The sequence below is a fragment of the Cytobacillus sp. FSL K6-0129 genome (assembly GCF_038007625.1).
GTDB lineage: Bacteria > Bacillota > Bacilli > Bacillales > Cytobacillaceae > Cytobacillus > Cytobacillus kochii.
In genome coordinates, this window is record NZ_JBBOXM010000001.1 from 1,334,426 (window position 1) to 1,347,930 (window position 13,505).

Below are 13,505 nucleotides of genomic sequence, written 5' to 3' on the forward strand. Positions count from 1 at the left end.
CTTTATTGTACAGGAAAGGTTTCTACATTCCAATATGTTAAAAGAAGGAGTTCGCCAAATAAGTAGAATAATAGGTGAGTCCCTTATGAAGATTCTGAAACCCACCTAAGTTTCTTGGTTCATGTTAATTACTGATTAACCTTGTTTTTTAAAGGTAAATCTAGCCGTGCCATATCTTCAAATGATTCTCTTTTAATGACCAATCGATCTTCTCCATCTTCCACAAACACAACAGGTGGACGAGGGATACGATTATAATTATTTGCCATTGAATAACCATATGCACCTGTACAAAAAACAGCTAACAAATCGTTGTTTCCAGCCTTCGGAAGTGGCAAATCCCAAATAAGCATATCTCCGGATTCACAACATTTACCTGCGATAGAGACTTTTTCCTCTATATCATCTAGGACACGATTAGCAAGAACAGCTTCATATTGTGCCTGATAGAGAGCAGGACGGATATTATCACTCATTCCTCCATCAATAGCCAAGTATTTTCTTACATTCGGAACATCTTTTGATGAGCCAATTTGGTAGATGGTTGTGCCAGCATCACCGACAAGTGATCTTCCAGGTTCAATCCATATTTCAGGTAAAGTCATCCCGTGATGGCTTGTTTGTTTTTTTACTTCCTTGATAATTTCCTCTACATACGTTTCTGGGTCGAGTGGTTCATCTTCCTCTGTATATCTAATCCCAAATCCTCCACCTAAATTAAGAACTTCAGATTCATAATCATATTTTTGGCTCCACGTTTTCAATTTGGCAAAGATTTTTTGTGTGGCAAGGATAAATCCAGTTGGTTCAAAGATTTGTGAACCAATATGACAATGGAACCCAAGTAAATGGATGTGTTGGGAATTAAGGGCGATTTTTAATGCTTCCTCTGCCTGTCCATTTTGTAAATCGAAACCAAATTTAGAATCTTCTTGCCCAGTTAAAATATAATCATGTGTATGCGCTTCTATTCCTGGAGTAATCCTTAGTAACACATCGACGCGCTTATTCATTGATATAGCTACTTCTTCTAATAAGTTCATTTCATGGAAATTATCTATGACGATACAACCAATATTATAGGAAAGCGCCATTTCTAATTCTTCACGGCTTTTATTATTCCCATGAAAATGAATACGTTCAACTGGAAAATCCGCCCTAATGGCAGTGTATAGTTCTCCTCCAGAAACAACATCTAAAGACAATCCTTCTTCTTCCACTAACTGAATCATCGCTACAGAAGAGAAAGCCTTACTTGCATAGGCTACTTGTGCCTTTATATTATTTTCCTGAAACATTTTCTTAAATCCACGTGCTCTTCTTCTTATTAACTCTACATCATAAATATAAACAGGCGTGCCATATTTACTAGCTAATTTTACTGTATCAACACCGCCAATTTCTAAGTGTCCTTTGTCATTTACCTTTGATGTACCGTGAAAAAACATGCTTTCCCCTCTTTCGTCCATTACTTCTCTAATCAAAGAATTGATGCTTATTTTTATCGGACTAAAATGAAGAAATAGACAGAATCCTTAAGAAACTGTCTATTCTGTTATCCTTTAACCCTTTATTCAGTTGAACATACTTTACCATAATTCCCATATGCCTGCAATCGCCATTTACCCAATTATTTTGGTGGCTGCTTAAAACGATTGCGAGAATGGGTAATACTTGGTCGGATTTTTGACCCTGGGACGGCTCTTCTAAAAATAATATGAACGATAGCGCCAGGGCAAAATGGAATGAATGGCCATAAATATGGTGTTCTAAATGAACGCATGGATACAAGAAAAAGAATAAATAGCGTAATTCCGACAACTAAACCTGGTGTATGAAAAATTGCAACTAATATTAACAAGAGCATACGAATAAGTTTATTTGCCACACTTAATTCATAGCTCGGAGTGGCAAAAGTTCCAATTGCCGCAACAGAAACATAGAGAATAACTTCAGGTACAAACAATCCAACAGTGATTGCAATTTCTCCTATTAGTATTGCAGCTATTAGTCCCATTGCCGTTGATAATGGTGTCGGTGTATGGATAGCAGCTAATCTTAAAAACTCTATCCCTAAATCCGCTAATAATAATTGAATAAGAATAGGTATATTTGATTGTTCATTCGGCCCGATATAATCAATGGCATCCGGAAGCAAAGACGGTTCTAAGACAAATAAAAACCACAATGGTAGAAAAAATAAAGAAGCAGCAAGTCCGATAAACCTCATAAATCTAACAAAAGTACCGACAGCTGGGGCTTGCCTATATTCCTCTACATGCTGCAAATGATGAAATAAAGTCGTTGGGGCGATGATTACACTGGGCGATGTATCCACAAAAACCACGACATGACCTTCCATCAAGTGAGTGGCCGCTACATCCGCTCTTTCAGTGTACCTTACAAGTGGAAATGGATTATAACTTTGATGAAGGATGAATTCTTCTACCGTTTTATCTGCCATGGGTAGCCCATCGATATCGATTTCATTAATTTCTTTACGTAACACTTCTACTAGGTTGGGATCAGCTAACCCTTCAATATAGCCTAAGGAAATATCAGTTTTTGACCTTACACCAACATGGAGCATTTCAAACCTTAAACGTTCATCACGAATTCTTCTTCTTGTTAGAGCTGTATTGACAATTATATTTTCTACGTAACCATCACGAGAACCTCTAATTACCTTCTCCGTATCAGGCTCTTGTGGTGTTCGTCCTGGATAACTTCTTACGTCTATTACTAAAGCGGTACCTTCACCTTCCATCACAATAACAATAAGCCCTGATAATACTTGGTCAACGAGCTCATCAATTGTCTTAATGCGATCAACTGCTTGATGAACGATACGGTTCTCTACAATATCAAAGAGATGGGTCGATAATTTTTCTTTATCATTAATCCCTACAAGCTCTTCAACAATTTCAATGATAAATTGTGTCTCTGTTAAACCATTAATAAAGTATAAATGAACATCCTTTTTTAATACTTTAAGCTTTCTCACTCCAAGGTCAAAACTTGTTCCAAGACCTACATGGTCCTGCATGTACGCTTCAACTTCCTTGACGGATGTGGGTAATGGTCTCTTTCTTATTTTTTCTTTTTCGCTCATAACATACCGCTCCTTTCCAGTATAAGTTCAACAGCTTGTTTCGTAATGGGTGAACCGGCTTTTATTGAATCAATTCTTGCCATTTTACCAATATCACCAATACCGACGATAAAAGGGATATTTAACATTTCAAGACAATAAACGGTATCACCTACTATTCTGCCTTCATCCATATCTGCTATCCCAGATTTATCAACACCATATTCTGTCAATTCACCAAAGCGATCAATGCTTACATCTACCTTTGTCCATTCCTCGTGGTGAGTCCTTGATGCTACAGCTATTGCACCAATGACTTCAATATCAGGGTGATTGGCAACGAAAGTCATCGCTTTCTCTCCTGGACCTTCTCCGATATAACCACTATCATCAAACATGATATAAACAGGATCTGAATGAGCTTTTTTAATTAAATGCACCATCTCTTCACCAGACAGTATAGTTGGATTTCCTTGAGAAGCAGAAATACAACTACCACCAATATCATGAGCAATGAGCTCTATTGTTCGCTTTGCAAACTCATCTCCATCTGTAATCAATATGACTTTTCTCCGTTCTTTCATCGCCATTTCCCTTTCTAAGTGAGCAAATCTACAGATTGACATAATATATCCATTGAAATAAAGATCCGATAATTTTCCCAAAAACAAAAGCCATTAATAAATAGACAATTTTCCCTTCTACACCAATGCGTTTAGCTAATATCGGGAAGACATTTAGAACTTCCGTAAGTGCAGCTGCAAGCATTCCTACAAAGATTCCACATAACAGGCCAATCGGAATAAGTATAAAGGGCGGTGCTTGTAGTACTGGCTCCCACATGGAAGCTACAGCTCCAGCAATCACCCCGCACACCGCTGCCCATTCATAAGCATGGATCATCTTCATTGTTTTTGTTAGTTGTGTAAGCCTTGGAATAATTCCTAAGACAGATAAGAATGCAACTACTCCACCACCTACAGCTATACCACTCGCTAAGCCTATAAAGATGGCAAAGATAATTTTACCGCTCATCAATATTCTTCATACTCTCTTTGTTTTCGTGTAGGGAAACATAATTATCCAAATCCATTTGATAATTAAACATCTCTACCTCTAAAGGACTAGGCTCTTCATTTAAACGCTTTTTAAATACATGATTGAAGAAGAGAATCATTCCTAAGCCTAATCCAATTGAGTATGGGATTTGAAAAATCAATGGCCGACTATCTACTTCACCTGTAATCAATGTATAAATCTTTTGTTGAACTTCTTGCATACTAACGTCTTCATGAAAATTCATGATGGTGAGAGCAGCACCAAAAAATAATAAAAACCATATTAGCATAAACAATGGAAGTGAGACTTTTCTTCTTTTCACGGCAACTTCAACAATAATCTGTGTCGGCCCAACCGTTTGGATTTCCAAACTCGGAAAACATTTTGTAATATGCTTAATTACCTGCATAACATCAATAATGATAATATTTTTATCTTCCTTAGACACACGGTATAACAGGAGATTAGCTAATTTATCATAAACTTCGTCATCTGCAATCAACTGCGCAACATCCGATAAAACAATAGTTTCGTGCGGTTTAACCTGCAATCGATGTCGCAAGCGTAAATAAACAATACGTTCCATCCTTTCACTTCCCACACAAAGATTTCCTTGCATATAGTATGAGTAAAGGTATTTCACTTCATGAAATCCAATAATTTCCTCACACTGATATTACTTTCTTGGTTATTAGTAAATACATAAACGTCGACTTTCTTCGCTTAAAAGATGCAAATGAAAGAGCATATAGACTATAAGTCCATATGCTCTTTCATTTGCTTCAATATTTTCTTCTCAAGCCTCGAGACTTGTACTTGTGAAATGCCAAGCCTGACTGCTACTTCTGATTGTGTTTGGTCTTTGTAATAGCGCAAATAAACAATCAGTCTCTCTCTTTCATCTAATTCATTTATCGCTTCTTTTAATGCGATTTTATCAAACCATCTCCCCTCATCCCCATCATCTATTTGGTCAAGTAATGTAATAGGGTCACCATCATTTTCATACACGGTTTCATGAATTGACGAAGGGAGTCGACTAGCATCTTGGGCCATGATAATATCCTCTGTTGGGATATCAAGGAATTCTGAAATCTCTGATACGGTTGGTACCCTACCTAATGATTTCGATAACTCATCTTTTGCTTTTCGAATTTTATTTCCGAGTTCTTTAAGTGAACGACTGACTTTAACTGTTCCATCGTCTCTTATAAAACGTTGGATCTCACCAATAATCATAGGAACAGCGTAAGTAGAAAATTTCACATCATAACTCAAATCAAATTTATCAACCGATTTCAACAATCCAATACAGCCAATTTGAAATAAGTCATCTGGTTCGTATCCTCGATTGAGGAAGCGCTGGACAACTGACCATACTAAGCGCATATTCTTTTGGACAATCAAATCTCTAGACGCTTGATCACCATTTTGACTTTTACCAATGAGCTCTTTAACTTCATGATCTTTTAAATATTGCGTCTTTCCTGTTTTAACCTCCACATCCATAGCAAGACTCCTTAATTACATAGCATTTTACTATTTGATAAATGCTTCTTTAAACGAACCTCTGTGCCTTCACCTGGGTGTGATACAATACTAATTTCGTCCATAAAATTTTCCATAATCGTAAAGCCCATTCCTGATCTCTCTAGCTCTGGCTTTGTTGTATAAAGAGGCTGTCTTGCCTCTTCTATATCCATAATACCGAGACCTTCGTCTTTAATGGACAGTTCGACTATTCCTTCCTCAATGGTTACTGAAATGTGTACAATGCCATCTGGGCTCATATCATAGCCGTGAATAATAGCGTTCGTTACAGCTTCTGAGACAACGGTCTTAATTTCTGTTAATTCATCCATTGTTGGATCAAGCTGAGCAATAAAAGCTGCCACTGTCACTCGAGCAAATGATTCATTTTGACTGAGAGCAGTAAACTGCATTTGCATAACATTTTTCACTTACGCCACCCCCAATCGTTGCAGGGCAAACGCTTCAGTAGGTTCTAAGCGAATAATTTTAAATAAACCAGACATATCAAAAAGTCTTTTTACAGATGGAGAAATTGCACATACAACCATTTCGCCATTTTTTTGTTTCACTTGTTTATATCTGCCAAGAATTACTCCAAGTCCAGAACTATCCATGAATGTTAATTGTTCCAGATTAAGAATAATATGGTGGATATCGTGTTCCTCAATCGTTTTTGTTGCTTTTGCTCTTAATTCATCCGCAGAGTGATGATCAAGCTCCCCGCTTAAACGAATACATAATACGTTGTTTTTTATTTCTAAATTAATTGCTAGACTCACTAACCATAGCCTCCTTTGTAATCAGTTGTCTCTATGGATTAGACAGGATTGACACCAATAGAATATCAACCTGCCTTTAGTGAGTCCAATTCTATACTATGAACTGTTTTTCCTTCATGAAGACAAAACTAGTGTTTATTCGCTAAAACAGGACTTGTCTTCACTCGATTCGACATATTACTCTGAGACTTTCGTAAACATTCCCATTGAACGCTTAAACAATGTCCATACGTTGGCTTTTTTACTATCTTGACTTGCGACTAAAGGACTTTCAACCATTGTTTTTCCGTCTTTTTCAAAAATAATCTTGCCGACTTCATCACCTTTTTTAACAGGAGCCTTCATATTTTCATCGAGTACAACCGTTTGTTTCACGTTTTTAATATCTTCACCTTTTTTAGCTAATATTGAAATGGGTTCGCTTGTTAATGCTTCTACTTGTTTCTTTTCACCTTTTGACACTTTCACTTTTGCCACCGCTTGATTCCTTTTATACATGGCATGAGTTTCATATTTATTAAAAGCATAGTCTAGCATTTTCGTCACTTCTGCATTTCTCTCTTTTGAGCTAGGTGCACCGAAAACAACCGCAATGACACGCATGCCGTTTTTCTCAGCTGTCGCCGTTAAACAATACTTTGCTTCTTGAGTAAATCCAGTCTTAAGACCATCTACCCCTGGATAAAAACGCACTAATTTATTCGTATTTACTAACCAGAACTTTTTATCGGTGTCTTCACGCAAATAAGCCTCGTAAGTACCGGTAAAGTTTGTAATATCTTCATACTTCAGTAATTCCTTTGCCATCATCGCCATATCATGAGCCGTACTAAAATGATCCGTTACCGGGAGGCCTGTAGGATTTTTGAATACAGTGTCCTTTAAACCTAGCTCTTTTGCTTTTGCATTCATCATATTGACAAAGTCATCTACCGTACCCGCTAATCTTTCTGCTACAGCAACAGAAGCGTCATTTCCAGAACCGATTGCAATTCCTTGTAACATTTCTTTTGTTGTCATTTCTTCTCCAGGCTCAAGAAAAATTTGTGAACCACCCATAGAAGCAGCATATTCACTTGTCTTAATCTTTTCATCCCATTTAAGTTTGCCTTCATCGATTGCTTCCATAATTAAAAGCATCGTCATAATCTTCGTCATACTTGCGGGTGGTAATTGAACATCACTATTTTTTTCATACAGAACTTTGCCTGTATCTCGCTCAATTAAAATAGCTGACTTTACATTTTTCACAACTTCTTCTTCAGTCATTTTTTCACTTTCACGTGCAAATACTTGTGGTGCTATGGTAGAAACCATGAGAATACATATAAAAAATACACTAACTATTCGCTTCATCGCACAAACCCTCCATTCTTTATAGTTTCCATGATTACCATTTGTTGATAATTTATACCAATGAAAATACCATAAACTACATTTTATAAATGAGAAATTCCGTGTTTTACTTTGAAAAAAGATCGGGAAGGTGAGAGGTATGAAATGAGACCTTCTATGCTTTGATGTGGGAATTATTCGAAGGAAATATTTTAAGAATGAGCATCTTTCAGTTAAATTGTACTAAAAAAGCTTAAAGGTTTTATTTCCTTTAAGCTTTTTCTAGTATTTTTATTCTGTGATGACTTGATGTATCAATGTTGGTGCTGTTACTTCTTCTGACACTATTTTAATATGATTAATAAGGATATCTTTTACTTCTTCCACATCTTCCATATTGCTATGAATCGTTAACAACGCTTCTCCTTTTTGGACAGAATCGCCAACTTTTTTATGAAGAAGGAGGCCTGCTGCGAGATCTATAATAGAATCTTTTGTTGCTCTACCCGCACCAAGCATCATTGCAGCAGTACCAAGTTTTTCTGCAGCAATTTCAGAAATATATCCACTTTGTGCAGCTTCTACCTTTATTTGATATTTTGCCTGTGGAAGTAGAGATGGGTCATCAACGACTGCAACATCTCCTCCTTGAGATTGGATAAATGTTTTAAAAGTCTCTAACGCTTTACCACTACTGATTGCTTCTTGTAATAGCGTGCGCGCACTTTCTAACGTATCGGCCTTTTTCGCTAATACGACCATTTGACTTCCAAGAGTTAAACATAAATCAGTCAAATCTTCCGGGCCTTCTCCTTTTAAAGTATTTATCGCTTCTTCTACTTCTAAAGCATTACCGATTGCTAGGCCAAGGGGTTGGCTCATATCTGAGATGACAGCCATTGTCTGTCTACCAACATGATTCCCGATTTTCACCATTGTTTTTGCTAAAGCAATTGCTTCTTCAATCGTTTTCATAAATGCACCTGAACCCGTTTTCACGTCTAAAACAATTGCATCTGCACCCGCAGCAATTTTTTTACTCATGATACTTGATGCAATTAATGGGATGCTATTAACAGAAGCGGTCACATCTCTTAACGCATAAAGCTTCTTATCAGCTGGTGTCAAGTTTCCACTTTGACCTATGACTGCTAATTTATTACGATTGACTAAATTCATAAATTCATCATTATCAATCTCTACATGAAATCCATCTATAGCCTCTAATTTATCAATGGTCCCACCCGTATGGCCCAGACCTCTTCCGCTCATCTTTGCAACTGGTACACCTACAGCAGCTACTAGCGGCCCTAATACGAGCGTGGTTGTATCTCCTACACCCCCAGTAGAATGCTTATCGACTTTGATTCCATCAATGTTTGAAAGATTAATTTCATCGCCTGATTTAACCATTGCCGTTGTTAAATCAGCTGTTTCTCTTTCATCCATTCCTTGAAAATAAATCGCCATAGCAAGTGCACTTGCTTGATAATCAGGGATTGTTTCATTTGTGTAGCCTTGAATAAAATAGTTAATTTCCTCTGTCGTTAAGCAATGACCATCCCTTTTTTTCTCAATGATGTCCACCATTCTCATCGTATCGTTCCCCCCACTAAATTTAAATTTTTGTCACGATTCCTTTGACAAAGCTTAAAAATTGTTGTTTTACTTTCTCCGTTGTTTCTATCACTTCTTCATGATTTAATGGTTGGTCTAAAATACCTGCAGCCATATTAGAAATACAAGAGATTCCAAGTACATTCATACCAGCATGATTCGCAACAATAACTTCCGGAACAGTTGACATACCAACTGCATCTCCACCACAAATTCTAAGCATTTTTACTTCTGCAGGTGTTTCATAAACTGGCCCTGTATTAGCTACGTATACACCAGTTTGTATGTTTAATTGTTGGTGTTCTGCGACCTCTTTTGCGACTTGTATCATTTCTTTATTGTACGCTGATGACAAATCTTGAAAACGCACACCAAAATGGTCATCATTAGGACCTATAAGTGGGTTTACCCCCATATTGTTAATATGGTCTGTGATGATCATTAAATCACCTGGTGAGAAAGTTTCATTAACGCCTCCAGCAGCGTTGGTTACGATTAATTTCTGTACTCCCAACTCCTTCATTACACGGATCGGAAACGTAACTTGCTGCATAGTATAGCCTTCGTAATAATGAAATCTTCCTTGCATCGCAACAACCGCTACACCGTTTAATCGGCCAATAACGAGTTGACCTGCATGACCGGCTACTGTTGATTGCGGGAAACCCGGTATATCTCTATAAGGTATTTTTATCGCATTTGTTATCTCTTCAGCAAGAACCCCAAGTCCAGAACCTAATATAAGTCCTACTGTTGGTGTTTGGTCTATTCTAGATTGAATTAATTCTTTCGCTGCTTTTACCTCATGTAAACTAGTCATTATTTCCCTACTCCCTTGACATTTTTAAGAAAGCTCTCTCCAATCAATGGCTTCTTTACTTGGAAATTCTCTGCAATAGTCGCGCCAATGTTAGCAAATGTCTTGCCTTGAGGCAGTTCTTCTCCATGAGATAAGCGCTTAGAATAAACAAGTAATGGCACATATTCTCTCGTATGGTCTGTACCATGATGGATTGGGTCATTACCATGATCCGCTGTAATAATCAGAAGATCATTTTCATTTAACTGCTCGAACAGTTCAGGTAAACGAGCATCGTATTCTTCTAATGCTTGACCGTATCCAAGTGGATCTCTTCTATGTCCATAAAGGGCATCGAAGTCTACTAAATTCAAAAAGCTCATGCCTGTAAAGTCTTTTTTTGCTATAGCTACCATCTTGTCCATGCCATCCATATTTGAAGTGGTTCTAATTGCTTCTGTTACGCCTTCTCCATCATATATATCATTAATTTTTCCGATGGCTATGACATCTAGATTGGCATCTTTTAACTCATTCATTACTGTTCTGCCAAATGGCTTTAATGCATAATCATGTCTATTCGCTGTTCTTATAAATGCCCCCGCTTTACCAACAAATGGTCTAGCAATGACTCTACCTACCATGTATTTTTCATTTAAAGTCAATTCTCTAGCAATTTCACAAATACGATACTGTTCTTCAATTGGTATGATTTCCTCATGGGCGGCGATTTGTAGCACCGAATCAGCCGACGTATAAACAATAAGAGAACCTGTCTCCATATGCTCTTCCCCTAATTCGTCTAAAATCACTGTTCCACTCGCAGGTTTATTACCAATCACTTTTCGACCTGTCTTTTCTTCTAGTTCTTGAATTAACTCCTCTGGAAATCCATTAGGAAATACTTGAAAGGGTTTTCGAATATGAAGGCCCATTATTTCCCAATGCCCTGTCATGGTATCTTTCCCAACAGAAGCTTCTTGAAGCTTTGTATAATAAGCCTCAGGTTGTGCGACTTTTGCTATCCCTTTTATTTCATTGATATTACTTAATCCGAGACGTTCCATATGTGGCATATGCAAACCGCCCATTTTCTCGGCAATATGGCCTAACGTATGAGAACCTTCATCACCGAAATTTTTCGCATCAGGTGCTTCTCCTATTCCAACAGAGTCCATTACAATAAGGAAAATACGTTTATATGTAAATGTGTTCACAATTAACACTCCTTTCTAACTATTTCTTTACTACAGAAATCCTTACTTATCATACCCCAAAAAGGCTTTCATCAACAGCGAAGGATAGTGTAAAACGTCTAGAACCTAACAAAGAGGAATGTCATGAATATACTTCACCTTTAAGAAAGATTTCTTTCGTCAGAAGTCTGACATCTATATTGTACTGAAAATAAAAAAAGAAAAACAGTCTTTTATATCACTTTTCACTGTTTTTCTACATATTTCCTGTTAAGCCCTCGGATGGAATTGTTTATATACATCTTTTAATCTCGTTTTTGACACATGTGTATATATTTGTGTCGTAGAAATATCTGCATGGCCAAGCATTTCTTGTACAGCTCTTAAATCTGCTCCATTTTCAAGTAAATGGGTGGCAAATGAATGCCTTAAAGTATGAGGCGTTAACTCTTTTTGAATACCAGCTACTTGTGCTGTTTTTTTTAAGTTTTTCCAAAACCCTTGCCGTGATAACCCTTTACCGTGATGATTTAAAAATAAGTATTCTGTCGGGTGTTTTGGTGATAACAACTGTTGTCTACCCTTATCTAAATAATCTTGAATAGCTGCTTGTGCTGTTTTTCCTAATGGAATGATTCTTTCCTTATTTCCCTTACCAATACATCTTAAAAAACCCATGGTTAGATGAACATCATTTATTGTTAAATGGATTAATTCACTGACGCGGATTCCTGTTGCATAGAGTACTTCTAGCATGGCTTTGTCCCTTAAATAAAAGCGGCTGCCATTGTTCGGGAGGTCTAGCAATCTCTCAACTTCCTTCATATTTAAAACCTTTGGCAAAGATTTTTCAGCTTGCGGTGTTTCAATATGAATAGAAGGATCGTGATCTGCTATTTTTTCACGAAGTGCAAATTGGTGAAAGGAACGAATAGACGCTATATGCCTTGCAATTGTTTTAGCAGACTTACCATCATCCTTAAGCTGAGCTAGAAACTGAACAATATGAACACGTTCAATCTCATTCATCGATTGCTTCATCATCTTCTTCTCAATAAACAATATATAACTTCTTAAGTCTCTTTCATATGACATTATCGTATTTCTGGCTAGCCCTTTTTCAATCATTAAATAGTGGATAAAATCCTGCAGATGATCATTCATAAAATCATTACTCCCCATTTAAATAAAACAGAATCAACCGATCCAACCAAGAAGAGTCCGTTGCATTCGCACTTGCTGCTACCTTCACGGCTGCCCCACTCGGTTCATCATAACGATGATAATCCTGATACTCTTCATTTAACCACATAATACCATAATAAAAAAGAATTGTGCTTCCTGTAAAAAGAACAAAAACCTTAATGGTTTGATAGACTAGTTTGATCCATGCACTCATCATTTCTCCCCCAAATAAAACGTCTTATTAGAGGGTATGCCATTTTGGACAAGATTTATACCTGTTTCCAACGAGGAATCATTTAAGTTCTGTGAGCTTCTATCGAACAAAAACCTTAATTTCGTTCGCAGCTTGAGGCAGAATTAGAGAAAAATAAGAAAACCCTTTCCAATGAAATTAGAAAAGGGTTTTACCTTATGCTTCTGGCTCTTCATCATTTTTTTTATCTTGACATCGATAGCAGATGCCATGAAAAGTAAGACGATGGTCTTTTATTTTGAAATGCCAACGCTTCTCAACAACTTCTTCCACATCTTCTAGTAGATCTTCTTGAATTTCATCTACTGCACCGCATTCTATGCATACAAGATGATGATGGAAGTGAGCAGCACCTTCTTGACGTAAGTCATATCGGGAAACGCCATCACCAAAATTAATTTTATCAACAATTTTTAATTCAGTTAGTAATTCAAGTGTTCGATAAACAGTTGCTAAACCGATTTCTGGCGACTTTTCTTTAACAAGGAGGTATACATCTTCCGCACTCAAATGGTCCTCTTCATGTTCTAACAAAACGCGAACCGTGGCTTCACGTTGTGGTGTTAGCTTATAACTGGATGAATGCAACTGTTTTTTGATTCTGTCAATTCTGCTTTCCATACCGAAAGTCCCTCCCTCACCACTAACATTCTCATTA

General features: G+C 37.1%; 15 protein-coding genes. All 15 read right to left on the reverse strand.

Translation table 11 applies throughout. From position 1 onward, the window contains the following. Nucleotides 1-128: 128 nt before the first annotated feature. The 15 genes from lysA to fur all read right to left on the reverse strand — a co-directional run bounded on the left by lysA (nucleotide 129) and on the right by fur (nucleotide 13,468). Nucleotides 129-1,448 carry a diaminopimelate decarboxylase gene (gene lysA, locus MHI57_RS06440; RefSeq protein ID WP_095372703.1) on the reverse strand — a complete coding sequence of 440 codons (1,320 nt, stop codon included), beginning with the start codon at nucleotides 1,446-1,448 and terminating at the stop codon, nucleotides 129-131. Between the two features lie 182 nt (nucleotides 1,449-1,630). Beyond that, the gene (locus tag MHI57_RS06445; RefSeq protein WP_095372702.1) at nucleotides 1,631-3,112 is read right to left on the reverse strand and encodes a spore germination protein; all 1,482 of its coding nucleotides are present in this window, start codon (nucleotides 3,110-3,112) and stop codon (nucleotides 1,631-1,633) included. Then, nucleotides 3,109-3,675, reverse strand: a complete 567-nt coding sequence (locus MHI57_RS06450; protein WP_095372701.1) for a stage V sporulation protein AE — start codon at nucleotides 3,673-3,675, stop codon at nucleotides 3,109-3,111. The genes MHI57_RS06445 and MHI57_RS06450 overlap by 4 nt, the downstream gene beginning before the upstream one ends. A gap of 28 nt (nucleotides 3,676-3,703) precedes the next feature. Continuing rightward, nucleotides 3,704-4,126, reverse strand: a complete 423-nt coding sequence (locus tag MHI57_RS06455; protein ID WP_095372700.1) for a stage V sporulation protein AB — start codon at nucleotides 4,124-4,126, stop codon at nucleotides 3,704-3,706. Then, the gene (locus MHI57_RS06460) at nucleotides 4,116-4,736 is read right to left on the reverse strand and encodes a stage V sporulation protein AA (protein WP_095372699.1); all 621 of its coding nucleotides are present in this window, start codon (nucleotides 4,734-4,736) and stop codon (nucleotides 4,116-4,118) included. Before MHI57_RS06460 ends, MHI57_RS06455 begins: the two co-directional genes overlap by 11 nt. 167 nt (nucleotides 4,737-4,903) lie before the next feature. Beyond that, the gene (gene sigF, locus MHI57_RS06465; protein WP_095372698.1) at nucleotides 4,904-5,659 is read right to left on the reverse strand and encodes an RNA polymerase sporulation sigma factor SigF; all 756 of its coding nucleotides are present in this window, start codon (nucleotides 5,657-5,659) and stop codon (nucleotides 4,904-4,906) included. Between the two features lie 11 nt (nucleotides 5,660-5,670). Next, nucleotides 5,671-6,111 carry an anti-sigma F factor gene (gene spoIIAB, locus MHI57_RS06470; RefSeq protein ID WP_095372697.1) on the reverse strand — a complete coding sequence of 147 codons (441 nt, stop codon included), beginning with the start codon at nucleotides 6,109-6,111 and terminating at the stop codon, nucleotides 5,671-5,673. Next, entirely contained in the window at nucleotides 6,112-6,462 is a 351-nt protein-coding gene (gene spoIIAA, locus MHI57_RS06475) for an anti-sigma F factor antagonist (RefSeq protein ID WP_095372696.1), read from the reverse strand. Nucleotides 6,463-6,639: 177 nt separating this feature from the next. Continuing rightward, on the reverse strand, nucleotides 6,640-7,818 hold the full coding sequence (locus tag MHI57_RS06480) for a D-alanyl-D-alanine carboxypeptidase family protein (RefSeq protein WP_095372695.1): 1,179 nt from the start codon (nucleotides 7,816-7,818) through the stop codon (nucleotides 6,640-6,642). A gap of 270 nt (nucleotides 7,819-8,088) precedes the next feature. Then, nucleotides 8,089-9,393, reverse strand: coding sequence for a pyrimidine-nucleoside phosphorylase (locus MHI57_RS06485; RefSeq protein WP_095372694.1), 1,305 nt, complete (start codon nucleotides 9,391-9,393; stop codon nucleotides 8,089-8,091). 22 nt (nucleotides 9,394-9,415) lie between these two features. Then, a complete protein-coding gene (locus MHI57_RS06490; protein WP_095372693.1) occupies nucleotides 9,416-10,234 on the reverse strand; it encodes a purine-nucleoside phosphorylase in 819 nt (272 codons plus the stop codon). Next, entirely contained in the window at nucleotides 10,234-11,430 is a 1,197-nt protein-coding gene (gene deoB, locus MHI57_RS06495; protein ID WP_340975427.1) for a phosphopentomutase, read from the reverse strand. The genes MHI57_RS06490 and deoB overlap by 1 nt, the downstream gene beginning before the upstream one ends. 249 nt (nucleotides 11,431-11,679) lie before the next feature. Beyond that, the gene (gene xerD, locus MHI57_RS06500; RefSeq protein ID WP_095372691.1) at nucleotides 11,680-12,573 is read right to left on the reverse strand and encodes a site-specific tyrosine recombinase XerD; all 894 of its coding nucleotides are present in this window, start codon (nucleotides 12,571-12,573) and stop codon (nucleotides 11,680-11,682) included. 7 nt (nucleotides 12,574-12,580) lie between these two features. Continuing rightward, entirely contained in the window at nucleotides 12,581-12,808 is a 228-nt protein-coding gene (locus tag MHI57_RS06505) for a YqzK family protein (RefSeq protein WP_095372690.1), read from the reverse strand. 195 nt (nucleotides 12,809-13,003) lie between these two features. Continuing rightward, nucleotides 13,004-13,468, reverse strand: a complete 465-nt coding sequence (gene fur / locus MHI57_RS06510; RefSeq protein ID WP_224936064.1) for a ferric iron uptake transcriptional regulator — start codon at nucleotides 13,466-13,468, stop codon at nucleotides 13,004-13,006. Nucleotides 13,469-13,505: the final 37 nt, after the last annotated feature.

Coding starts and splice junctions, on each gene's coding strand:
- MHI57_RS06505 (WP_095372690.1), bottom strand. CDS start 12,808: ATGAGTGCATGGATCAAACTAGTCTATCAAACCATTAAGGTTTTTGTT.
- fur (WP_224936064.1), bottom strand. CDS start 13,468: ATGGAAAGCAGAATTGACAGAATCAAAAAACAGTTGCATTCATCCAGT.
- xerD (WP_095372691.1), bottom strand. CDS start 12,573: ATGAATGATCATCTGCAGGATTTTATCCACTATTTAATGATTGAAAAA.
- MHI57_RS06445 (WP_095372702.1), bottom strand. CDS start 3,112: ATGAGCGAAAAAGAAAAAATAAGAAAGAGACCATTACCCACATCCGTC.
- sigF (WP_095372698.1), bottom strand. CDS start 5,659: ATGGATGTGGAGGTTAAAACAGGAAAGACGCAATATTTAAAAGATCAT.
- MHI57_RS06485 (WP_095372694.1), bottom strand. CDS start 9,393: ATGAGAATGGTGGACATCATTGAGAAAAAAAGGGATGGTCATTGCTTA.
- MHI57_RS06460 (WP_095372699.1), bottom strand. CDS start 4,736: ATGGAACGTATTGTTTATTTACGCTTGCGACATCGATTGCAGGTTAAA.
- MHI57_RS06455 (WP_095372700.1), bottom strand. CDS start 4,126: ATGAGCGGTAAAATTATCTTTGCCATCTTTATAGGCTTAGCGAGTGGT.
- MHI57_RS06490 (WP_095372693.1), bottom strand. CDS start 10,234: ATGACTAGTTTACATGAGGTAAAAGCAGCGAAAGAATTAATTCAATCT.
- MHI57_RS06450 (WP_095372701.1), bottom strand. CDS start 3,675: ATGAAAGAACGGAGAAAAGTCATATTGATTACAGATGGAGATGAGTTT.
- lysA (WP_095372703.1), bottom strand. CDS start 1,448: ATGTTTTTTCACGGTACATCAAAGGTAAATGACAAAGGACACTTAGAA.
- MHI57_RS06480 (WP_095372695.1), bottom strand. CDS start 7,818: ATGAAGCGAATAGTTAGTGTATTTTTTATATGTATTCTCATGGTTTCT.